We start from the raw sequence: 24,833 nt of genomic DNA on the forward strand, positions 1-24,833 counted from the left end.
GGGCTGCGGACACGCCGAGCCGAGCCCTGCCGCGGTCGGCAGGACTCAGCGATGCGCCGGCACCGGTCTTCGGACCAAGGGCCACCAGATGGCGTGGGCGTTCAGAGGCCTGCGGCTCGCCCTCACACCACCTGCGGCAGATAACGCCGGTTGCACCGTGTCCCCTTCTGGGAGTCGAGGCTGTCGCCCCAACGTAAGCACGCGGCCACTTGGTCCCACAAGTCATTTTTGACCTGCGAAGTCACCGATGCGGGACAGCAGTTCCTCGGTGAACTGCTTCGGCTTCTCCAGGTGCGGCATGTGCGACGCACCCGGAATGATCACGGCATCCGCACCGGGGACCGCACGCGCGTACGCCTGGCAGGCCCGCGGCGGAACGAAGTCGTGTTCTCCGACGACGAACAGGGTGCCGGGGCCCAGCCCGGCCAGCTGCCCGGCAGGCGCGTACGACCGCAGATTGCCCGTCAGCCGGAACTCCGTGCGGCCCCACATGGCGTCACGCACGTGCGCCGCGGTGGCGAGGGTGGCGTCCATCAGCGCGTCCGGCCAGTCGGTGCGGCACATGTGCCGCTCGGCGAAGACGATCGCCGCCTCCGCGAACCCGGGTGTGTCGTACTGCCCCGTCCGCATGCCGTCGCTGAGTGCCTGGGCCGTCTCCGCCGGGAGCCTGAAGAGCAGCTGCCGCATGTCGTCCTCGAACTTGCGGACATTCAGCACCGGCGAGATCAGGACCAGCCGGTCGGGGCGGCGCGGACCGCCGCGCAGGACGAAATCGCAGGCGATCATCGTGCCGAAGGAATGTGCGAGCAGATGGAAGCGCTCCAGGCCCAGGCCGTCGAGCAGTGCGTCGAGTTCGTCGACGAAGCGCTCCAGACGCCACAGGCCGGGGTCCGTGGGCCCCGCCGAGCGGCCGCAGCCCAGCTGGTCGTACACGACGACGGGATGGCCCGGCAGCAGGTCCGCCAGCGGACGCAGATAGTCGTGCGGTGTGCCGGGACCGCCGTGGACGGTCACCACCGGTGTTCCGGGGGCGTCGCCGTTGAGTATCTCGTACCAGATCCTGCCGCCGGGAACGTCGCACATCGCGCCGGCCGTCTTCTCACTCACTGTGTTCTCCCTGGTTCGTCGCGAGGTGGGCGCCGATCGTCGCCACATGGGGCATGCCGTTCATGCTCAGGTGGTTGCCGGTCACCGGCACCTGCGTCCAGCCGCCGCGCGCCAGCTCCCGCCAGCGCGGGGCCTGGCCCGCCGGGAACTGCGGGATCTCCTCCTGGTGCGAGAAGAACACGATGTCGCCGGAGTACGGGCGCGGGACATACCCGTGCATGGCCTGGCTGTGCCGCTGCCAGGCGTGGATGTAGCGGGGCAGGAAGTCGGCGGAGAGCATGTCCTCGAACTCCGTGCCGCGTGCCTTCTCCGCGATGTAGCCGATCTTCCCCTCGACCGTGTCCAGGGCCTCGAGCTCCGCCATGGAGAAGTCCAGCCGTGCCAGGCCGTAGCGGAGCAGATAGTCGATGATGTCCTGGCCGGTCATGTCGGCGGGCAGATTGCCGCGGGCCGGGCTGTCGATGAGGGCCACCTCCGGCCGGTATCCGTCGCGGGCGTCGAGCTGTTGGGCCATCTCGTACGCGACGATGCCGCCGAAGGAGGAGCCCCCGAGCCGGTACGGGGCCTTGAGGCCGAAGTCCTCCAGCTGCTCCAGGTAGTGGGCCGCCATGGCTTCGACCGTGGTGAACTCCGCGGTGCCGTCGAGCATCGGGGAGCGGAGCGCGTACACCGCCTGGTCCTCCGGCAGGCAGGCCGCGAGCTCCCGGTAGAAGTACACGTCGCCGCCGATCGGGTGCACCAGCACCAGGGGCGGCCGTGACTGCGGGTCGCCCTTCTTGACGACGACCACCGCCCCGGCGGCGGCCTCGGGCGTGTACCGGCCGTCGAGGTGCTCGGCCAGCCGGGAAGCGAGGGCCTGCGGCGTGGGTTGTTCCAGCTCCATGAACTCCACCCGGACGCCGACCCGTTCCCGGATCCGCGCCACGAGCTGCACGGCCGCCAGCGAGTCCCCGCCCAGCGCGAAGAAGTCGTCGTCGGGCCGGACGTCGTCGACGCCCAGGACCGCGCGCCAGGCCTCCGCGACGACGGTGCCCACCTCGTCCCCCTCCACATCGTGCGCCGCCGGCTGTGGGGTCCGCGCCGGTGCGCGGGACACCGTTCCCGGACGGTCGATCCAGTGCTCCTGCCGGTCGAAGGCGTAGCCGGGCAGCCGCACCCGGTCCCGGGCCGTGAGGCCGTGGAACGCCGACGCGTCGACACCGACGCCCGCGGCCCACGCCGTTCCCAGCGCCGTCAGGGCCACGGCCGCCTCCTCGCCGCCCTGTCCGGCCCGCGGCATGGCCGCCACCACCAGGTGCTCGGCGCGGTCCGGGTGCCGGCGCGCCGGGCGGCTCAGGATCCGGCCGGGCCCCACTTCGAGGAGGACGCCGCCCCGGCCGGTCTCCGACCCGTACAGCGTGGTCAGCCCGCGGTGGAACTCGACCGTCCCGCGCAGCTGCGCCGTCCAGTACTCGGGCCTGCGGACCTGGTCGGGGTCGGCCCAGTCACCGGTCAGATTGGAGAGGTACGGGATCGTGGGCCTGCGCAGCTCGATCCGTCCCAGCACCGCGGCGAACTCCTCCAGCACCGGGTCGAGCAGGCGCGAGTGGAACGCGTGCGCCACGGCGACCCTCCTGCCCGTGACACCGTCCGCTGACAACTGCGCTGCCAGCGCGTCGACGGCCCCGGGCGGACCGGAGACCACACAGCTGCCCGCGTCGTCGACCACGGCCAGGTCGAGGCCGTGCCGCTGTGCCAGCGGCAGCACCTGCCCGGCGGGCAGCGGCACGGCGAGCATCGCCCCCGGCGCGGTGCCCGCGAGCAGCCGGCCGCGCTCCAGGACCAGCGTCATCGCGTCCTCCAGCGAGAACACTCCCGCCAGGCAGGCGGCCACGTACTCGCCCAGGCTGTGCCCGATCATCGCGGCCGGCCGGACGCCGAGGTCCATGAACCACCGCGCCAGCGCGTATTCGACGATGAACAGGGCGATCTGTGTGTACCGGGTGTCCCCCACCCGTGCGGTCCGGCCCAGCAGATCGGCCTCGTCGACCCCCTCGGGCAGGTGCGGCCGGATGATCTCCAGGCAGGTGTCGACATGGGCCCGGAAGGCGGGCTCCGCGTCGTACAGCGCCTGCCCCATCCCCTGGTACTGCGCGCCCTGCCCGGGGAACATGAACACCGCGGGGCGGTCCGCTCGCCACGCGATCGGCTCCCGCTCCTCGGCCGCCAGCCGGTCGACGAGCTCCTGCCGACCGCTGCCGACGACCACCCGGTTGTACGGGAAGCGGTGCCGGGCGGTGGCTTGCGTGTACGCCACGCGCTCCAGCGGGACGTCGGGGTGCTCGGCCAGATAGCCCGCCAGGGCCCGCGCCTGCTCCCCGAGCGCTTCCACGGTGGGTGCGGACACCGTCAGCAACCGCTGCGCCCGTACGGGCTCGGTTCCGTGGGCCGGTGGTGCGGACGCCGGCGCCTCCTCCAGGACGACGTGGGCGTTGGTGCCGCCGATCCCGAAGGAACTGACACCGGCGCGCAGCACCGGGTGCTCGCTCGTCCACGGTGTGCACGCGGTGGTGACGTGGAACGGGCCCTTCTCCAGCTCGAGCCGTGGGTTGGGGGCGGTGTGGTGGAGGGTGGGGACCAGGGTGCGGTGCTCCAGACAGAGCACGGCCTTGATCAGCCCGGCGATACCGGACGCGACGTCGAGATGGCCGATGTTGGTCTTCACCGAGCCCAGCGCGACGCTCCGGTTGGTGCCGTCGTCGGCACCGAACGCCTCGCGCAGGGCGGCCACCTCGATGGGATCGCCGAGCGCGGTGCCCGTGCCGTGCGCTTCCACGTAGCTGACCGTCGACGGGTCGATGCCGGCCCTTTCATGGGCGCGGCGGATCACCGCGGCCTGCCGCGCCTGGCTGGGCGCGGTGTAACCGACCTTGTTCTGGCCGTCGTTGTTGATGGCCGTTGCCTTGATGACCGCGCGGATGGGGTCCTGGTCGGCGAGCGCCCGGTCGAGCGGTTTGAGCACCACGATGCCGACGCCCTGCCCCTCGATGGTGCCCTGCGCGGCCTCGTCGAAGGCCCGGCAGGTGCCGTCGGGGGAGAACACCATGCCTTCTTGGTGGAGATAGCCCTCCTTGCCCAGCTTGCCGATCGACACACCACCGGCCAGGGCGATGTCGCAGTCTCCCGCGAGCAGTGCGACGCACGCCTGGTGCACCGCGACCAGCGAGGTGGAGCAGGCGGTCTGCACGGTCACCGCGGGGCCGGTCAGGTCGAGCTTGTAGGCGACCTTGGTGGCCAGGAAGTTCGCCTGGTTGTTGATCATCGCCTGGTAGCGGGTGGCCAGGTCGGCATCGCCGAGGCCGGGCAGGACGTGACCGGTGGCGTAGTCGTTCTGCCCCGCACCCGCGTACAGCCCGATGTCGCCACCGTAGGCGTACGGGTCGCAGTGCGCGTCCTCCAGCGCGTGCCAGGCGCACTCCAGGAACACCCGGTGCTGCGGGTCCATCGTCTCGGCCTCCCGGCGGGAGTACCCGAAGATCGCCGCGTCGAAGCCCTTGATGTCCCGCAGGCCGCTCTGGGCCCGTACGTATCCGGGCCGGTCGAGCTCCGCCTCGGGCACGCCGGCCGCGAGCAGGTCCTCCCGGCTGTAGTGGACGACGGACTCATGGCCGGCGGTCAGGTTCCGCCAGTACTCCTCCAGGGTGTCGGCGTCCGGGAAACGCCCGGCCATGCCGATGATCGCGATGTCCCGGCCGCCGGCCTCCGCGGCCTCGCGCACCACCGGCTCGCGGCGCGGCCGGACCTCGTCACGGACTCCGCCGACGTGGGCGGCGAGGGAGGCGATGGTCGGGTGGGCGAACATCTCGGTCAGGCTGACCGCCCGCCGGATCTCCTCCGGCAGCCGGGCGTGCAGCTTGGTCAGCAGAATGGAGTTGCCGCCCACCTCGAAGAAGCGGTCGTGCACGCCCACCCGGTCCAGGCCGAGCACGTCCTGCCAGAGCCGGGCCAGCGTCAGCTCGGTCTCCCCGGCCGGGGCCACGGACGCGGCCGCCCGCCTGCGGCGCGGCCGCGGGAGCGCCTTGGTGTCGAGTTTGCCGCTGTACGACAGCGGCAGCTCGGTCAGGTGCACCAGGGCGCCCGGTCGCATGTACTCCGGCAGCAGACCGGCCAGATGGGTCTGGAGCGCCTCCTCGTCCAGGGCCGCTTCGGCGACGTAGTAGCCGATCAGGCTCTGTGCGGCGGCGGACGTGTCCGTACCGCCGTCCAGGGTCCCGACGATCACCGCGCTCTGCCGTACGCCCGGGTGGGCCGAGAGCGCGCTCTCCACCTCGCCCAGCTCGATGCGGTGGCCGCGCAGCTTGACCTGGGTGTCGACGCGGCCGACGAACTCGATCTCGCCGCCGTCCAGCAGGCGGGCCAGATCGCCCGTGCGGTAGAGGCGCCCGTGGCCCTCGCGCGGGCTCTCGACGAAGCGCTCGGCGGTCAGGCCGGGGTCGCCGAAGTAGCCACGGGCCAGCGCGCCGCCGCTCAGATACAGCTCACCGACCGCCCCCACGGGCAGCGGCCGCAGCCGCGCGTCCAGGATGTGCGCCCGCTCGTTCGGCAGCGGCCGGCCGATCGTCACCATCGGGTTGTCCGCCGCGTCCGCGACGTATTCCCGGGACGTCGACCAGATGGTGGTCTCGGTCGGGCCGTAGACGTTGACCACGCGCGGGCAGCGCTCCAACGCCGCGTGCAACAAGTGGCGTTCGAGCCTTTCGCCGCCCACGAGCAGCCGGGTGCCGGACAGGCCGCGCAGCGCCTCCAACTTCATCTCCAGCAGGCTGGGGGTCATCTGCACGAAGTCGTACGCCGCGCAGTCCAGCTCCTCGAAGAGGTGGTCACCCATGACCACACTGCCGCCGCCGAGCAGCGTCAGCCCGTATTCGAGCCCGAAGATGTCGAAGACGTAGTTGGTCAGGCTGTAGGTGTGCAGGGCCCCGGAGTCCGGGAAGTGCCGTCGGCGCATGGCCGCCACCGTGGACGTGAAGGCCAGGTGCTCGACCATCACACCCTTGGGCTGCCCGGTGGTGCCGGAGGTGTAGAGGACGTACGCCAGCGCGTCCCCGCCGACCGGCAGGTCCAGGTCGTCCCCGCTCTCCGCGGCGCATGCCGCCTCGGTCCGCGGGTCGTCCACGGCGATCACGGTCAGCGTGGGGTGGCACGCCTGCACCCGCTCCCGGTGCCGGGCGTGGGTGAGCAGCAGCCGGGCGCCGCAGCCCTCGACGATGCGCGCGGTGCGCTCGTCGGGGTAACCGGGGTCGAGCGGCACATAGGCCGCTCCGGCCTTCAGCACCGCGAGCAGGCCGATCACCGTGTCCACCCCGCGGTCGAGCAGCAGCAGTACGGGCTCCTCCGGTGCCATCGGCACTTGCTGCCGGGCCACGCGGGCCAGCCGGTTGGCGGCAGCGTTGACCTGCGCGTACGTCAGCGTCCGGCCGTCGTGGCTGACGGCCGGCGCGTCGGGGGTGCGGGCGGCCTGTGCTTCGAAGGCGCGGTGGATGACCGGCTCGGCGGGCTCGGCGACGCCGGAGTCGTTCCACCGCCGCTGCGCCTCGATCCCTTCGGCGCCGGCCGGTTCCAGGTCCGCCGGGGAACTCTCCGGTGCGCGGGCGACGTGGTCCAGCACCGACTCCATTCCGGTCAGGAGCCGTTGGACCGTCGCGGGCTCGAAGAGCTCGCCCGCGTAGTCCAGCGTGAGCACCACCTCGTCGTCCTTCTCCGCGACCGACACCACCAGCGGGTAGTCCCGCTTCTGGTACCGGAACCGGAACCGCGGGCGCAGCAGGCGCTCGTGCTCGGCGTCCTCGACCGCGGGGTAGCTCTCGTTGATGAAGAGGCTGTCGAACAGCCGGCGGCCGCCCGGCTGCAGCGCCGCGAGGTCGACGATGCTGCGCCGGCCGACCTCGTGGATGTCCTCCTGCAGCCGCTGGATCTCCTCGATCAGACTGTCGGCACCGGTGTCGTGCCGGGCGATCAACGGGACGGTGCTGAGGTAGAGACCGACCGAGGTGTCGATCCCGTCCACCGGCAGATCACGCCCGGCCAGCACCGTGCCCACCACGGTGGTGTCGCAGTGGCCGTAGACGCTCAGCACCTTGTGCCAGGCGTACTGCAGAACGGCGTTCGAGGTGACCCCGTGTTCCCGGGTGACGGACCGCAGTGCCGCGAGCAGCTCCGGTCGCAGGGACAGCGACCGCTGCTCCTGGCGGCGTATGTGCTTGTAGGCGCCGAGGTCGAGGTGGCGGGACCCGGCGGTCAGCAGCCCCCCGAGATCGCAGCCTCCCTCGGCGTCCGCAACGTAGCTCCGCCAGAACGCCTCGTGGTCGCGTGCGTGCCGGTGCAGATGGCGCTGGATCCCGGCGTAGTTCTCCGCCGGGAGCACCGCGGTCTCGCCGTCGCACAGCGCGAGGTAGCACGCGTGCACGTTCCGCAGGAGCAGCGGGCTGCTCCAGCCGTCGAGGATGGCGTGATGGGTGTTGAGCACACAGGTGAAGTGCTCCGCCCCCTGCTTGACCAGATACACCCGGAACAGACCGCTCGTGCCGAGGTCGTAGGGGATGCCGCGGTCGCGCTCCAGCAGCTCCTCGAAGGCCGCGGCGGGGTCCGGGTGGTCGCCCAGGTCCACGAACTCCCATGTCAGGTGGGACCGCCGGTCGATGACCTGCACCATCTCGTACTGCCAGTCGAAGCGCAGCCGCAGGGCACTGAGGGCCTGCTGTGCCTGCCCCCACGCCTGCCGGAGCAGCTCGGGGTCGACGGCGCCGTGGTAGTCCCACACGGCCTGGACGCGATAGGCGTCGTCGACGTCGCCCTGGCTCAGGGCATGGTGGATGAAGCCCTGCTGGAGGCTGCTGGCCGCGAAGACCCCGTCCAGCTCGTCGGCCGCCTGCAACCGGTCCAGGTGCTCCTGAGGCAGCAGGCCGTCGATGTCGCTGCTCGTCAGGTAGGTGCGCGGACTGCGCGCCGTCAGCTCGACCAGCGCCGCCAGCCGTTCCTCGAACGCGCGGGCCAGCCGTTCCGCGTCCTGCCGCGGCAGCCTGCTGAGCAGCGTGAACCGCAGCCGGCCGCCGACGACCATGCCGGCCGCGGAGACCGTGTACGGCAACAGGTTGGCCTCGTGCAGCCAGTCGCCACTCGGACCGTCGTCCAGCTGCCAGTCGCCGTGCTCGTCGGCGTCGATCCGGCCGAGGTAGTTGAAACAGACCTGGGGAAGCTCGCGCGCGTACCCCATCAGCGGCCCGAAACCGATGCCCTTCGCGGGGGTGGCCCGCAGGCTCTCCTTGACCGACTTCAGGGCGTCCGCCGGCTCGCCGCCCGCACCCAGGCGTACCGGGTAGAGCGTGGTGAACCAGCCGAGGGTACGGCTGACGTCCGCGCCCGCGTCGAGCTCTTCGCGCCCGTGGCCCTCGACCATCAGATGGCTGACGGACCGGCCGGTCAGCTCGGTCAGTGCCTGGCCGAAGGCGGTGAGCAGGAACTCGTCGACGCGGGTGCGGTAGGCGCGTTGGCACGCGCCCAGCAGCAGCGCGGTGCGCTCGGCGTCCAGGGAGATCCCGATCTCGACGGGGACACCCGTGTCCTGCCGCAGGACCGGGGCCTCGTCCATGTCGGCGAGCAGGCCTTCCCAGTAGCCGCGCTCGTCCGCGTGCCGCTCGGCGTGCGCGGCGACCGTGTCGGCCCACTGCCGGTAGCTGGTGCCCTTCTCCCCGAGGTGTCCTCCCTCGTACAGCGTGCGCAGATCCTCGGCGAGTGTCCGCCAGCTGACGGTGTCGACGATCAGGTGGTGCAGGGCGAAGAACACCCGGCTGCTGCCGTCGGCGTAGCCGTGCAGAAGGCCGAAGGCGTACGTCGGCCCGCTCGCCAGGTCGAAGCCGTTCTGCCATGCGGTCAGAACGCTTTCCACAGCGGCGTCGAACTCGGCGGTCCCCTCACCGCCGGGCAGGTCGCGCACGTCGAGCACCCGCACCCCGGCGAAATCGGCCGCGGTGTCGTAGTACTGCCGCGGCCCGCCCGGTGCGGACAGGTCGTAGCGCAGTCGGAACGCGTCGTGGTGGGCCACCAGGGCCCGCAGGCTTTCCTCCAGCCGCGGGAGTGCCAGTTCGGGCGTGCGAACCAGGAAGGACTGGTTCCAGTGCCCGGGCCGGGGGAAGTCCTGGGCGAAGAACCACGACTGGACGGGCAGCAGGGGAGCGTTCCCCTCCAGGGTGCCCTGCTCGGTCCGTACAGCCGGCCCGGCGCCGGGCCCGGCGGTGACCACGACCCGGTCGTGGAAGCGCTCGATGGTGCGGTGGGCGAAGACATCACGCACACTGACCTGCAGCCCGAGCTCCTTGCGCAGCCGGCTCACCAGTCGGATGGCAATGATGCTGTCCATGCCCAGGTGCATCAGGTCGACGGTGATGCCGAGCTGCTCCCGCGGCACGCCCAGGATGTCGGCCCACGCGTCGCGCAGCTGCCGCTCGCGCTCGGAGCGCGGCGGGACGTGCTCGGCGGCGACCGCGGTCCCGGGGGCGTCGGGCAGGGCCTTGCGGTCCAGCTTGCCGTTGGGGCTCAACGGCAGCTCCGGCAGGTGCACCAGTGCCTCGGGGACCATGTACGCGGGCAGGCTCGCGGACAGCCGCTCCAGCAGGGGAGCGGGGTCGAGTGCGGTGTCGGAGACGTAGTAACCGATGAGAGCCTGCCGACGGCGATCGGCCGCGGTGTCGTACTCCTTGATGAGGACGACGCTCTGGGAGATGCGCGGGTCCTGGGAGAGGGCGCTCTCGATCTCGCCGAGTTCGACGCGGTAGCCGTTGAGTTTGACTTGGAAGTCGTTGCGTCCGATGAATTCGATGTGTCCGTCGGGGGTCCAGCGGCCGAGGTCGCCGGTGTGGTAGAGGCGGCCGAGGGTGGGGTGTTCGGTGTAGCGCTCGGTGGTGAGTTGTTCGTCGCGCCAGTAGCCGAGGGCGACGCCGGTGCCGCCGATGTGGATTTCGCCGATGACGCCGGTGGGGCAGTGTTCGCCTTGGGTGTTGAGGACGTACATGCGTTGGTTGGGCATGGCGACGCCGTAGGGGATGCTGTTCCACGCGGGGTCGACGTGGTCGATCTCGTACCAGATCGACCAGATGCTGCCTTCGGTGGCGCCGCCGAGGCTCATCACTGTCGCGTCAGGAATGTGTTGGCGGATGCGGTCGGGGAGGCTGGTGGGGATCCAGTCGCCGCTGAGCAGGAACACCCTCAGTGATTGGAGATGTCCGCCTTCGTCGATGAGCAGGCCGGCGAGCTGGGGGACGCTGTTCCAGACGGTGACCTGGTGGTGTTCGATGAGGTGGGCCCAGTGGGCGGGGTTCTTGGTTTCTTCCTGTGCGGGGAAGACGATGGTGGCGCCGGCGGCGAGGGTGCCGAAGAGGTCGTAGACGGAGAGGTCGAAGCTGAGTTCGGACAGGGCCAGGACGCGGTCTTGGGGTGTGATGTGGAAGCGTTCGTTGACGGCGAGGAGGGTGTTGACCGCGCCGCGGTGGCTGATGGTCACGCCCTTGGGGCGGCCTGTCGATCCCGAGGTGAAGATGACGTAGGCGACGTCGTCGGGGCCCACGACGGGCAGTGAGGATTCCTCGGCGGGGTGGTTCTGTTCCAGCAGGTCCTCGATGACCAGCAGTCGGCACACGGAAGCCAGAGCTTGTACGTCCGCCCGTGCGAACTGCCCACGCGACACCAACAACGTGTGCACATCGGCCTGCGCGAGGATCTCCTCGATCCGGCCGGCCGGCCAGTCGACGTGCAGCGGCAGATAGCCGAGGCCGGCCTTCATGACCGCGGCGGTGGCCAGCACCTGGCTGTGGCCCTTCTCCGCGAGGACGCCGGCGAGCCGCTCACCGGAGCCGTCGCCGAGCTCCCCGCGCAGCCGCAGGGCGAGCGTACGGCTCTGCTCGATCAGCTCGCCGTAGGTGTGCGTACGACCCGTCCCGGCGTCGATGACGGCCGTCGCCCCCTCCCGGCCCTCGATGCGGCACCGCTCCTCGTAGAGACCGAACATCGTCTGCTCGCAGGCCTCGCCGTCGAAGGCGTTCGCCGCCGCGACCAGGGCGCGGTCGGTGTCTGGCAGATACCGGTCCCTGGGCAGACCGGCTTCCCAGTCGCCGCCCGCGAGACGCTCGATGAGCAGGCAGTACAGGCGGTTGAGGTGCTCGATGAAAGCGCGGTCGAAGAGCTGCTCGACGTACAGCCACTTGCTCATGAAGCCGCTGTCGACCTCGATCGCCTGGAGGTCGATCCAGGCCTGTGAGGTCTGTGCGCTCCAGCGGCGCTCCTCGACGAGTTCGCTGTCGTCCAGGTAGGCCGCGCGTTCGAAGTCACGGGTCTCGTTGCCCATCACGCCGGTGAACACGATCGGCGAGACCGCCTTGGTCGTGTCCAGACCGTGCAGCCTGCTCAGATCGCGCTGGACCTCCACCCCCGAGTACAGGGCGTGGCTGATGTCCTCCCACAGCCTGTCGTGGGTGCGGCGGGTCAGCGACGCGACGTCGGCACCGTGGTCGGTGTAGTGGAACAGCACGGTCGAGGTGAAGTTGCCGAGGAGGGAATCGACGCCCTCGAGGACCGGATGGCGATTGAACAGCGTGAGGGTGAGCGGGAACTCACGGGACCCGGAGAAGTAGGACATCACGCTGCCGAACAGGCTCAGCAGGACGGACGACGTGGACACTCCGCGCTGCCGCGCCTGTTCCTTGAACCGGTCCCAGATGTCGGGGGCGACGTGGAGGGTGTGCTCGTCGAAGCGCGGATGGTCGACGGCGTCCGGCGACTCCTTGAACGGCAGGGTGCACCGCAGCGGCATATCGGCCAGCCGGTCCTGCCAGTAGGCGCGGTCGTCCGCGTACCACTGCGAGTGCTTCAGCAGACCGGTGTAGTCCTGGTAGTCCTTGAAGCTCGCCCGCGGCAGCTCCGGACGCCGTTCCGTGCCCCGGTAGAGGTCATCGAGGCGACGCAGGACGGCGAGCCTGCTCTGCACGTCGAGGATGATCAGGTCCCAGCTGAGGTGCAGCACGCAGCGGTCCCGGAAGCGGCTCACCTCCAGGGTGAACAGCGGGAACCGCTCCGGGTCGTAGAGCCGGTGCGAGAGCCGCTCCCGTACGGCGGTCAGCTGCGACTCGTCGTAGTCGTGCGCGGTGAAGTCGTTGACCACGAGCTCGAAGGGCGGGACATCCGCGGCATCGAGCACACGCTGCTGGAGCCGGTCGTAGGAGAAGACGGTGCGCAGCACGTCGCACTCGGCGACGAGCCGGCGGACCGAGTCCGCCAGCCGGTCCGTGTCCAGGTCCCGGTACAGATACTCGTTGTAGACGTGGTTGGCGACGTTGCCGATCTCGTAGTTGCCGAGCCTGCCGACGAGATACGCCTTCTGGATCTCGGTCATGTCGAACCAGCCGCCCGGGTCCGCGCCGGTGCCCGCGGGCAGGGCCGTCAGATCGGCCTCGCCGCGGACCTCGCGGAAGTCGCTGGGCGTGTAGCGCGGTGCCGTCCGGCCCGCGCAGTGGCCGACGACCTCGGCGAGAGCGGCTTCGAGGGCCCGGGCCAGCGCGCCGGTGTCCTCGGCGGCCAGCCGGCTGTCGACACGGACCTGGAGCCGGTCCTCGGTCACATACGCGAAGACGGACAGCAGCGCGTCGGAGGCGTTGCACGGCGGCATGGCCTCGCCGCTGTCCTCCATCACCAGCTGCCAGTCGCCCGCCCCCGGCTGCTCGCTGTCGAGCCGGCCCAGGTAGTTGAACCAGACGTGGGGAAGCGCGCGGTCCCGGTAGCCGACGAGCGGGCCGAAACCGATGCCCTTGTCGGGCACCGCGCGCAGGCTCTCCTTGACACTCCGAACGCTCTCGCCGATGTCGTTGCCCAGGGGCAGCCGCACCGGGTACAGGGTGGTGAACCATCCCATGGTGCCGGTGACGTCGAGCGCGGGGCCGATGTCCTCGCGCCCGTGGCCTTCGAGCATGACGTGATGGGTGCGCCCGCCGCCGACGGCCTCCAGAGCCCGGCCGAGCGCCGTCAGCAGAAGGTCGTCGACGTGCGTGTGGTACGCGCGGTGCGCCGGTCCCAGCAGGTCCCGGGTGTCCTGCTCGTTCAGGGTGAACTGTTCGGTGTGTGCCACCGTGGAGCCGATCCGGGCCCGCGTGCCCGGTCGGAAGTCGCCGAGCAGCTCCTCCCAGTAGGCCCTCTGCTCCGGCCGCTCCTGCGCGTACGCGGATACGGCGCCGGCCCACTGCCGGAAGCTGGTGCCCTTCTTCCCGAGCTGCTGCCCCTCGTACAGCGCGCGCAGGTCCTCGGCCAGGATCCGCCAGCTGACCGTGTCCGTGATCAGGTGGTGCAGGGCGAAGAACACCCGGCTGCTGTGGTCGGCGTAGCCGTGCAGATAGCCGAGGGCGTACACGGGGCCGTGCTCGAGGTCGAAACCGCGCTGCCAGCCGGTCAGCGTCCGGTGCAGGGCCTCGGTGAACTCGGGAGTGCCCTCGCCGCCGGGCAGGCCGCGCACGTCGAGGACGTTGAAGCCGGGGAACGGGGCGCCCGGCTCATAGGATTGCGTGGTGCCGCGGTAGCGCAGCCGGAAGGCGTCGTGGCGGGCGACGAGGGCGCGCAGGGCGGACTCCAGCCGCGGCAGCGACAGCTCCGGCGCACGGACCACGAACGCCTGGTTCCAGTGCTCGGGCCGGGGGAACCCCTGCTCGAAGAACCAGGACTGGATGGGAAGCAGCTCCAGCTCGCCCGCCAGGGTCCCCTGCTCGGTGAGGACGTCGGCCCGCGGCTCGGCCGCGGCTTCCTGGCGGCTTTCGACGAAGTCGGCGAACTGCTCGATGGTCGGCAGGGAGAACACGTCCCGGACGCTGATCGCCAGATCGAGTTGCCGGCGCAGTCGGCTCGCCAGCCGGATGGCGACGATGCTGTCCATTCCCAGCCGGGTCGCGTCGTCGCGGATGCCCACGTCGCCGGGGCGCAGGCCCAGGCACTCGGCCCACAGGTCACGGAGCCGCTCCTGCAAGGGGGTGCGGGGCGCGATGTGCTCCTGGCCGGCGTCGGAGGGGCCGGGGTCGGGCAGCGCCTTGCGGTCGAGCTTGCCGTTGACGGTCACGGGCAGGGACGACAGGTGCACCAAGGCGCTGGGAACCATGTAGGACGGCAGGGTCGCACGCAGCGCACCCGCCATGGCGGTCTCGTCCAACGGACGGTCCGCGACGTAGTAGCCCACCAGGTACTTGTGCTCGGGCCGCCGCGGGTCGGGCTGCTGGACCAGGGCGATGCCCTGCTTGACGCCGGGGTACCCGGCCAGGGCCGCCTCGATCTCGCCGAGCTCGATGCGATAGCCGCGGATCTTGACCTGGAAGTCGTCGCGGCCGATGAACTCGATGGCGCCGTCGTGCAGCCGCCGTACGAGGTCGCCCGTGCGGTACAGACGCCCGTCACCGAAGGGGTTCTCGACGAAGCGTTCGGCGGTGAGCTCGGGCCGGTTGAGGTAGCCGCGCGCCAGACCGGCGCCGCCCAGGTACAGTTCACCGATCGCCTGGACGGGCAGGGGCCTGCGGCCCGGGTTGAGCACGTACGCCTGCGTGTTGTCGATCGGCGTACCGATGAGCACGGTGTCGATCGCCGGGTCGGTGCAGGGGTGGTGCAGGACGTCGATGGACGCCTCGGTCGGCCCGTACAGATTGTGCAGACGCGCATCCGGCAGCAGCGCGTGCGTGGCGCGCACCTGCGCGAGCTTGAGCTCCTCGCCGCTGCAGAAGAGGTAGCGCAGGCTCGCCAGCCCCTGCCGGACCGGTTCGGCGGACGCCTCCACCGTCTCCAGGAAGGCGCTGAACATCGAGGGCACGAAGTGCATGACGCTGACGTTTTCGCGCTCGATGATCTCCATCAGCGCATAGGGGTCCTTGTGGTCCTCGGGCTCGGCGAAGACGACAGCCGCACCGAACCAGTTGGCCCATAAAAGCTCCCACACCGACACGTCGAAGACGTACGACGTCTTCTGCAGCACCCGGTCCGAGGGGTCGAGCGGGAACGCCCGGTTCATCCACTGGATGCGGTTGACCAGGCCGCCGTGCTCGCACAGCACGCCCTTGGGTTTTCCGGTGGTGCCGGACGTGTAGATGACGTACGCGAGATCGGCTCCGGTGAGCGGCAGGCCCGGGTCGTCGGAGGGCTGTGCGGCCAGTTCGTCGGCGGCGCCGTCGACGGACAGCACGGCCACCGGCAGTGCGGCGTCGTGGCAGCCGGCCGCGTTGCGCTCGTCGGTGAGCAGCAGCGGACTGCCGGTGTCGGAGAGGATGAACCGGATCCGCTCGTGCGGTGAGCCGGGGTCGACGGGCACATAGGCGCCGCCGGCCTTCATGACGCCCAGAACCGCGATCAGCATGTGCTCACTGCGGTCCAGCAGCAGACAGACCAGGCTGCCGACGGAGACCCCGTGCCGCTCGGTGAGCAGATGGGCCAGCCGGTTGGCGCTCTCGTTCAGCTCGCGGTAGCTCAGCACCCGGTTGCGGTAGATCACGGCGGGGGCGTCCGGGGTCCGCCCCACCTGGCGCTCGAACATCTCGACCGCGGTCCGTACGGTGCCGTGGTCCCATGCGGTGCGGTTCCACTCCGCGATCTGCCGCAGCCCCTCGGGATCCACCAGGTCCAGGCGGTCGGTGACCTCGTCCGGCGTAGCCGCGGCCGAGCGCAACACGGTGAGGTACGTGTCGAAGAGCGCCCGCACGTAGTCGCGCTCGTAGCGCGCCTCGGCGTAGGTGACCGTGAAGGAGACCCGGTCGCCGTCCTCCTTGGCGATGACCGAGATGCCGAACTTCTCCGCGAGATCCCGGTAGGGGAGCACGCGGTGGCCGGTGGCGGCGCCGGCCTTCTCCACCGGGGCGAAGTTGTGCATGGTGAAGAGGACCTGGAGCACGTCGGCCAGGTCCGCGGCCCCACCCGGCAGGGAGCCGGTCAGCATGTCCAGATTCAGCTGGTGGTGCTGGTTGAGATCGATGACCGCCTCGTTGACCCGGCGCGCGTTGTCCAGGAAACGGTCGCCGCCCCGGAACTCCGGTATCAGCGGCAGTGTGTTGATGAACGGGCCGACGGCGGACTGGAAGGCAGGCGGCCGGTTCGCGACGGTGATGCCGACGGCGAAGTCGTGCTGGCCGCCGGCGAAGCTGCTCAGCGTCTGGTACAGACCGGTGAACAGCAGCGCGTACAGACTCAGCCCGTGCTGCCCGGCCAGTTCGGACAGCGCCCGGTGGGTCTCCGATGCGAGCGTGTAGTCGAGGGTGCCGGCCCGGTTGTCGGCCCCGCGTGCGGGGTTGCGCTTCAGACGCAGCTTGCCGGCGGCGGCCAACCGTTCGGCGAGCCTGTCGCGGGCGGCCGTGTACTCCGGCCGGGCCAGCTCGATCCGCTGCTGCGCCGCGAGGTCGAAATAGTTCAGGGCAGGGGAGGACTTGCCTGCGTCGCTCGGGTCCATGCCGCGCACCAAGGCCTCATGGATCGAGGCCAGTCGGGTGCCGATGAGTTCCATCGAGTAGGCATCCGACAGCATGTGATGGTGCGTCAGTCCGACCGTCACCGATGTGGAGTCGCTCAGCTCGATGACCTCGGGGCGGATCAGATGTCCGTCAGCGAGGGGGAAGACGGTACGGGCCCGGTCGTCCCGCAGTGCGTCCAGCTCACTCGCTGCCACCCGGCTGCGGGCGATCTCGTACGAGTCCGCCGGCACCAGCTCGTACGACAGGTCCTCGTGGACGCGCATCCGCAGGATCGGCTCGGCCGCGAGCAGCGCGCGGACCGCCCGTTCGGCCGACTCCGCGTCGGCATCGGTCAGCTCGACGAACAGGGGGATGGTGTAGGTATGGCCGAGCTCGTCGATCCTGCTCTGCAGGTACATCCCCTTCTGGATGGACCGGATCGACCTGTCGTGCGCCCCGTCCGGCAGCTTGTAGTGCGTGGCCTGCCGGGCGCGCTCCTGGGAGTCGATGCCGGTCAGCTCCAGGACGCGAAGCAGTCGCTCCTTGTGCTCCTTCACCCGGTCCTTCAGCTCCGCGGGGAAGCCGGTGTCCTGGGGGAAGGAGAAGCCGAGCCGGTCGTCGCCCTTGTTCCAGATGAGAACGCGGGCGGACCGGAGGTCGTTCAGCAGTTCCAGCTCGGGGTTCACAGCTCTCCCTCTTCGCGCACGGCGTCCGCCTGGGCCGTGCCGACGTGCTCAGCAAGCTTGAGAATCGTGTCGTTCTGATACAGGTCCCGGAGCTTCAGCTCGAACCCCAGGTCCTGCTGGAGCAGGCGCACCAATTTCATGGCGGCCAGCGAGTTGCCGCCGATCGAGAAGAAGCTGTCGTTCGCGCTGATCGCCGTGACCGGTCGGCCGAGGATGTCGGACCAGGCTTCGGCCAGGGTGCGTTCGGTCCCGGGCGCGGGCTCGACGTGGACGCCGGCGAATTCGACCGGTGGGAGCCGGTCGGCGGCCAGCTTGCCGTTGGCGCTCAGCGGCAGCGCGTCCAGGACGCCGTAACCGCTGGGCAGCATGTAGTCGGGCAGTGCCTCGGCCAGTTCCCGGGTCACCGCCTCCGTCAGCGTCTGCGGGTCGGCCGGACTGTCCGAGGCCTCGCGTGCCTGCTGGTCCACCATCCCGACGGCCATGGTGTAGACGCCGTGCTCGGTGATGCGCAGCCCCAGCGGGCAGGTGCCCATGCCGTCGGCACGCAGCCGCTCGCTCAGCCGCTGGAACAGGAAGCCGGCCGACACCGCCTCGTGGGCCCCGCCCTCGCCTTCCAGCGTCAGCAGGCACCGCGCCCGGCGGAGAATCGCGTACACATCACTGGTGCGGTCGAAGACCGGCAGCTCGTCGGCCGCGTAGTGGCGGTCGCCGCCCTGCTCGACGTACCGCGTGGTGCCGGTTTCCCGTGGGAAGCAGGTCAGGTCGAGCCGGGCCGGCTCGAAGCCGCCCGTGCCTCCCAGGACGATGCGGCACACCGCCGTGTGCTCGTCGTCGAGCGGCCGCTCGTCCAGCAGGACCTCGTACGCGATACCGCGTGCGTCCAGGGCCCCGGTCAGCAGGGCGAGGATGTGCCCGGTCTCCAACAGCGCCAGGTGCCGCGCACGCTCCCCGTAGAGGGGGGTGATGGCGGGCCAGTGGACCACCAGGTGCAGTTCGTCGCTCTCGGCCCCGGACGACGGACCGGCCATCGCGGTGAGGTTGTGCGGGCGCAGTTCACCGGTCGGCGGGTGATAGTAGTGGTCCCCGCCGACCAGGCCCTCGGCCCGGCCCGACAGATGGACGAACGTACGCACCGGATAGGCGCTTCCCGCCGACGGGTACCGGTACTTCGGCAGCGCCCGGTCGGGCAGCGACACGGCGGACAGCTGCCCCAGCACGGCGGACCAGTCCTCGAGATCCGGGGTCGCCCGGCCCGCCGCGGGGCTGTGCGCTGCGGATGCCACCACCTTGGAGAAGTGCTTGTGCAGGAACTCGGGCGCGATGTCGTCGTCCAGGAAGTGCCGGTAGCTCTTGGCCAGGGCGTACGCGGCCGGATCGAGGCGGGACTCCAGCCGGAACCCGGACGACGCCGACTCCAGCACGCCATGCCCGCTCAGGAGGAACGCCTGCTTGTCGAGGCCCGGCTCACCGGCCCCGGCCAGGGGGGCGTAGTCGGCGTCGGGAACCAGATACGCGACCAGCCGGTCGTGCTTGTCACCCTGCTGAATCCTGGCCACGGCACGGTCGACCCCCGGCAACCGCGTCAGCTTGGCGGCTATTTCGCCGAGTTCGACGCGGTAGCCGTTGAGTTTGACTTGGAAGTCGTTGCGTCCGATGAATTCGATGTGTCCGTCGGGGGTCCAGCGGCCGAGGTCGCCGGTGTGGTAGAGGCGGCCGAGGGTGGGGTGTTCGGTGTAGCGCTCGGTGGTGAGTTGTTCGTCGCGCCAGTAGCCGAGGGCGACGCCGGTGCCGCCGATGTGGATTTCGCCGATGACGCCGGTGGGGCAGTGTTCGCCTTGGGTGTTGAGGACGTACATGCGTTGGTTGGGCATGGCGACGCCGTAGGGGATGCTGTTCCATGCGGGGTCGACGTGGTCGATTTTGTACCAGATCGACCAGATGCTGCCTTCGGTGGCGCCGCCGAGGCTCATCACTGTTGCGTCAGGAATGTGTTGGCGGATGCGGTCGGGGAGGCTGGTGGGGATCCAGTCGCCGCTGAGCAGGAACACCCGTAGGGACTGGAGGTGTCCGCCTTCGTCGATGAGCAGGCCGGCGAGCTGGGGGACGCTGTTCCAGACGGTGACCTGGTGGTGTTCGATGAGGTGGGCCCAGTAGGCGGGGTTCTTGGTTTCTTCTTGTGCGGGGAAGACGATGGTGGCGCCGGCGGCGAGGGTGCCGAAGAGGTCGTAGACGGAGAGGTCGAAGCTGAGTTCGGACAGGGCCAGGACGCGGTCTTGGGGTGTGATGTGGAAGCGTTCGTTGACGGCGAGGAGGGTGTTGACCGCGCCGCGGTGGCTGATGGTCACGCCCTTGGGGCGGCCTGTCGATCCCGAGGTGAAGATGACGTAGGCGACGTCGTCGGGGCCCACCACCGGCAGCGAGGATTCCTCGGCGGGGTGGTTCTGTTCCAGCAGATCCTCGATGACCAGCAGTCGGCACACCGATCCCAGAGCTTGTACGTCCGCCCGTGCGAACTGCCCACGCGACACCAACAACGCATGGGTTCCCGCCGATTCGAGCACCTCGCCGATGCGTGCGCCGGGCCACTCCACGTTCATCGGCACGTACGCCGAGCCCGCCTTCATCACGGCGAGTGTGGTGACCGTCTGGAGGTAGCCCTTCTCCGCCAGGACGGCGACGGTCTCACGCTCCTCGCCCAGCGTGCCGGGGGCCAGGAGCGCTCCCGCGAGCCGGACGGAGTCGTGGTGGAGCTGCCCGTAGGTGAAGGAGGCGCCCGCGGCGGCGTCGATGACGGCGATGGCCCGGGAGCGGTCGGCCTCGTCCAGCCTGCTCTCGTAGAGGCCGAAGAGGGTGCGCTCGTCCATCGGCCGGTCGTGCGCGTTGGCCGCCTCGATGAGCGCGAGGTCCTCGGCCGGTACGGGGAGCGACGGGAAAGAGGCCGTCTCCCAGTCCAGTTCGGCCAGTTGCTCGATGAGACGGCAGTAACCGTCGTGCATCGCGTCGATGACGGCCGTGTCGAAGAGCTGCTCGACATAGTCCCACTCGGCGACGAAGCCCTCATCGGTCTCGTACGCCTTGTTGTCCAGCCACACCTGCGGGGTCTGCGAGATCGAGTAGTCGACGCCCTGATAGGAGTCGTCCAGGGGCAGCTCGAACATGCTCGCATTGCCCTTGGCGCCGAGCGTGCTCGTCAGGACGACCGGAGCCACGATCTTGCCGACCGGGATGGAGTGGTGCATCTTCAGCAGGCGCTGGAAGTCGACGCCGTCGAAGAGGTTGTTGTCGACGTCCTGGAGCAGATCGCCGTGCACCCGGCGGAGCTTGTCGGCGATGCCCAGGTCGCGCTCGGCCCGGTAGTCGAAGAGCTCCAGCACCGTGAAGTCGCCGATGACGCCGTTGATGTCGGGGTGCAGCGGCAGCCGGTTGAAGAGCGTGAGGTTCATGCACAGCCGGTCCTGACCGCTCCACTGGCTGAGCACCCGGCTGAACAGCTCGACGACGAGCGCGGTCGGGCTGATGCCGTGCCGGCTGCACTTGGCGGCCAGCTCGCCCCACACCGCGGCGGGGATCACCCGGCTCTTGCGCCGGAAGACGGGGCTGTCGACGGCCGAGGGGCGTTCCTTGAGCGGCAGCCTCAGATCGAGGTGGTAGTCGTCGGCCTTGTCCTGCCAGTACTGCTGGGCCTCGAGCAGGAGCGGGCTCTCGCGGACCCGCTCGTACTGCAGCACATAGTCGCGGTAGCTGATGCCCAGGTCGGGCAGGCAGGCTTGCGGGTCGGCGTAGAGCTGCGCCCACTCGTCGAAGAGGATGTCGAAGCTGCCCATGTCGATGATGAGCGCGTCGAAGCTGATGTGCAGCCGGTAGATGCCGTCGAGGCGGCTGAGCACGATGTCGAAGAGCGGGTACTGCTCGGGGTCGTACAGCTTGTGGGAGTACGTGCCCCGGAGCCGCTCCAGCTCGTCCTGGTCCCGCAGCTCATGGAAGGCGATGCGGTAGTGAGGCACCTCGGGCAGGAAGCGCTGCTGTCCGTCGGTGAAGACCGTGCGCAGCGCGAGGTGCCGCTCGATGAGCCGGTTGTACGCCGCCTCGAGCCGCTCGTGGTCGATCCTGTGGTAGCGGAACTCACTGTAGACGTGGGTCGAGACGCTGCTCAGCTCGAAGCTGTTGAACCGGCCCAGGTAGTAGGTCTGCTGCACATTGGTGAGCGGGAACGGCTCGTGGAGGTGGTCGGTGTCGATGCCGTCGAGCACGAAGTCGCGGTAGGCGAAGTCACCGAGGCTGGCCGCGACCAAGGGCGCCAGGCGCCGGATGGTCTTCTCGCGGAAGACGTCGCGGATCCGGATGTCGGACCCGAGCTCGCTGTTGATCTTGTTGACGAGCTTGATGCCCAGGATGCTGTTGCCACCGAAGCTGAAGAAGTCGTCGGTGACGCCGATACAGTGGCCGCCCTTCGCGGCGCTGCCGAGCACCTGGTCCCAGATGCCGCACAGCCGCGTTTCCAGCTCGGTCGCCGGTGCGACGTAGCCGTGGGTCAGGAACTGCGCGGGGTCCGGCAGAGCGTTTCTGTCGGCCTTGCCGTTGACGTTCAGCGGCATGCGCTCCAGGTGGATCAGCACGGCCGGGATCATGTACTCCGGGAGCACTGAGGCCAGGTGTTCGCGCAGTTCCTCGCTGTCGACCGGCTCCTCACAGACGTAGTAGCCGACCAGGGAGCGGGCTTCGTCGCCCAGTGACACGTCCGGCTGGTGGACGACGACCAGGCTCTGTTCGACGGCGGGGTGGGCGCTGAGCGCACTCTCTATCTCGCCGAGCTCGATGCGATGCCCACGCAGCTTGACCTGGAAGTCGTTACGGCCGATGAATTCCAGGTCCCCGCTCGGCAGCGCGCGTACCAGGTCGCCGGTGCGGTAGATGCGCTCTTCCGGTACGGCCGGTCCGTTGCCGCTCGCCGCGGGCGGCGGCGTGACGAACGCTTTCGCCGTCAGTTCCGGCTCGTCCAGGTAGCCACGGGCCAGCCCGCTGCCGCCGATGAACAATTCGCCCACGACGCCCGGGGGCAGGGGCTGCATGTCCTCGTCGAGGACATAGCAGCGGGTGTTGGCGACGGGCTTGCCGATCAGCGGCTCGGGGGCCTCGGGCGACAGGAGACGGCGGGTGGACCACACGGTGGTCTCCGTCGGCCCGTAGACGTTCCAGCAGGTGTCGACGGACGAGGCCAGCACGGGGGCGAGCTGGGGGGAGAGGGCCTCGCCACCGCACAGTGCGCGAATGGGCAGTCGCTTGCCGTCCAGGCTCTGGGTGATCAGGTGCCACAGCGAGGGCGTGGCCTGGACGATGGACACGCCCTGCTCGATCAGGCCGATCAGCTTGCCGACGTCGAGAAGATCGGAGCGGCCCGCCAGGACCACGGTCCCGCCGTGCAGCAGTGGCATGAAGATCTCGAGCGTGGAGATGTCGAAGGCGATCGTGGTCACCGCCAGCATCCGCTCACCCGGCCGGAAGTCGACGCAACGGCCGATGTCGGTGGCGATGTTCACATAGCTCTTGTGCTCGACGGCCACGCCCTTCGGCTTGCCGGTCGTACCCGAGGTGTAGATGACGTACGCGATGTCGCTGCCGGCCACGGGTGTGTCGAGGTTCCCGCCCGGGTATCCGGCCCACGCGTCGGCGACCGCGTCGGAGTCCATGGCGATCACGGGCAGGGCGCCGGAGATGCCGTCGAGCCGTGCGGAATGGGCGGTGTCGCTCACGGCCAGGACGATCCGGCCGCCGGCCAGGATCCCGGCGGTGCGGTTGACGGGAGAGTTCAGGTCCAACGGCACATAGCCGCAGCCCAGTTTGAGGACGGCCACCGCGGCGATCAGCAGATTCTCGGTACGGTCCAGATACAGCGCGATCAGATCGCCCGGCTCGGGTGCGTACCGCTCGCGCAGCAGCCGGGCGAATCGGTTGGCCGCTTCGTTGAACTGCCGGTAGGTGAGGGAACGCCCCTCGTGGACAACGGCCGTGTGCTCCGGGTACCGCGCGGCCTGTTCCTCGATCAGGTGGTGGATGGGCTGGTCGTCGCGGAACGGTGCGCGCGTCCGGTGCAGCTCGGCATGGAAACGGCGGTGCAGCTCCGGGGGAAGTGCCAGGAGCTCGCCCAGGGTGGCAGCACCCTCGGCGAATCGGTGGAGTCCGGCGAAGAAGCTGTCCAGGTGCTCGCGCAGCACGCTCAGGAAGGGGAGCCGGCCGGTGGTGACGATGTCCAGGGAATCGCTGCCGCTGCGGTAGCGCAGGCTCAGCACGGGCGCGCGGTCGGCGGCATCGGCCGTGATCTCGGCGGTGTCGAACTCCACTGTGACCCGTGGGTCCCGGGCGTGTTGGTAAACGGCGCCGAAATCATAGAAAGGATTGGTGTGCGCATGGTGGACCGGGTGGTCGAGCTGCCTTTTCACATCAGCGGACCGAAGACTCCGGTTCGCCTCCACATATTTGCGCACACGGCCCTGGGGGGTGCTCACATCGTAGCTGTAGATGCCCGCCTTACGGGAGTTGAGCAGCATCTGCAGAGCGACGCAGAGCCACTCCAGCCGGTCGACGGTGAGCGGCTCCGCGTGTTCGCCCAGCCGATACTCGAAGACGTCGGCGGAACGGCCCGGGTGGTCGGCGCCGATCAGATCCGCGATGTCGAAGCGGTCCTCGCGTTCATCCGCGGAACGGGAGCGCTCGGCAAGTGTGGCGGCAGTCGATTCCCATCCGATCAGCTCGGAAAGGCCATGGGGACGTTTCTGCCGGGGGTGGAATTCAAGGGACTCGTGGCCCTCGCGGGAGAGGCGTATCAGCGCGTCGACGCAGGTGTCCAGGAGCCCGGCGCGAAGGTCGCCCGCCGAGGGGCCGGCGGCACCGCCGGGCCGGTGTCCTGCGTCGGTGCCGCTGCACAGGAGGGCCTCGCGGTCGGGCGTCTGGAGGAAGCAGCGGTACGCCGACTCGCTCTCGGCCGACTGGAGTTCGAGCGCCAGGACGGGGGCCGAGGAGCGGCCCGGGGAGCCTGCGGGGGCTAATTCGTAGTCGATGTGCGAAGCCGCTAACGCGTCCTCCCCGATGACGCTCGCATTGTGCGTGAAGCGCTCACGCCATACGCCGGAGTCGACCGACGGGTCACCGTCCAGCGCATAAACAAAGTGGCCGGCATCCACAAGATAATCGGCGATGTCCTGGCCCAGCAGGCCCAACTCTGCGCCGACCAACACATGGAGAACCTTCACTGTTGCCCCCTGCTTCCACGATATGGCGGCACGCAGGGAGTGTCATCGGCTCGTGCTCCCCCGTGCACGGGCACCTTTCAGCGAAAACGCCGGGTACCCGACTGTTTGCTTTGAATTCTCCTGTGCGCGACATGCAAGAGAGCACAGGATGAATGGCGGGACCCGTCATTGCGGTCGGACGTGCACCGAATGAGGGGTACCCGAGTTATGCACTCGGCGAGTGCGTCATCGTATTTCGAGTTGCATCTATCAGTTGGGTGTATCGGCCACGGTCAAGGAAACAGCCGCCGTCGTCGACTGTCAAGAGA

General features: G+C 69.7%; 3 protein-coding genes. All 3 read right to left on the reverse strand.

Annotation, left to right across the window (positions count from 1 at the left end; all coding sequences use genetic code 11):
* Positions 1–222 precede the first annotated feature (222 nt).
* Genes ACZ53N_RS15270 through ACZ53N_RS15280 form a run of 3 tightly spaced genes read right to left on the reverse strand, consistent with a single transcriptional unit; the run spans position 223 to position 24,510 of the window.
* Positions 223–1,107, reverse strand: a complete 885-nt coding sequence (locus ACZ53N_RS15270) for a proline iminopeptidase-family hydrolase (protein WP_469141319.1) — start codon at positions 1,105–1,107, stop codon at positions 223–225.
* A complete protein-coding gene (locus tag ACZ53N_RS15275; protein ID WP_469141320.1) occupies positions 1,100–17,278 on the reverse strand; it encodes an amino acid adenylation domain-containing protein in 16,179 nt (5,392 codons plus the stop codon). The genes ACZ53N_RS15270 and ACZ53N_RS15275 overlap by 8 nt, the downstream gene beginning before the upstream one ends.
* On the reverse strand, positions 17,275–24,510 hold the full coding sequence (locus ACZ53N_RS15280) for an amino acid adenylation domain-containing protein (protein WP_469141321.1): 7,236 nt from the start codon (positions 24,508–24,510) through the stop codon (positions 17,275–17,277). Before ACZ53N_RS15280 ends, ACZ53N_RS15275 begins: the two co-directional genes overlap by 4 nt.
* Positions 24,511–24,833 lie beyond the last annotated feature (323 nt).

Source organism: Streptomyces sp. NPDC033229, from assembly GCF_055576875.1.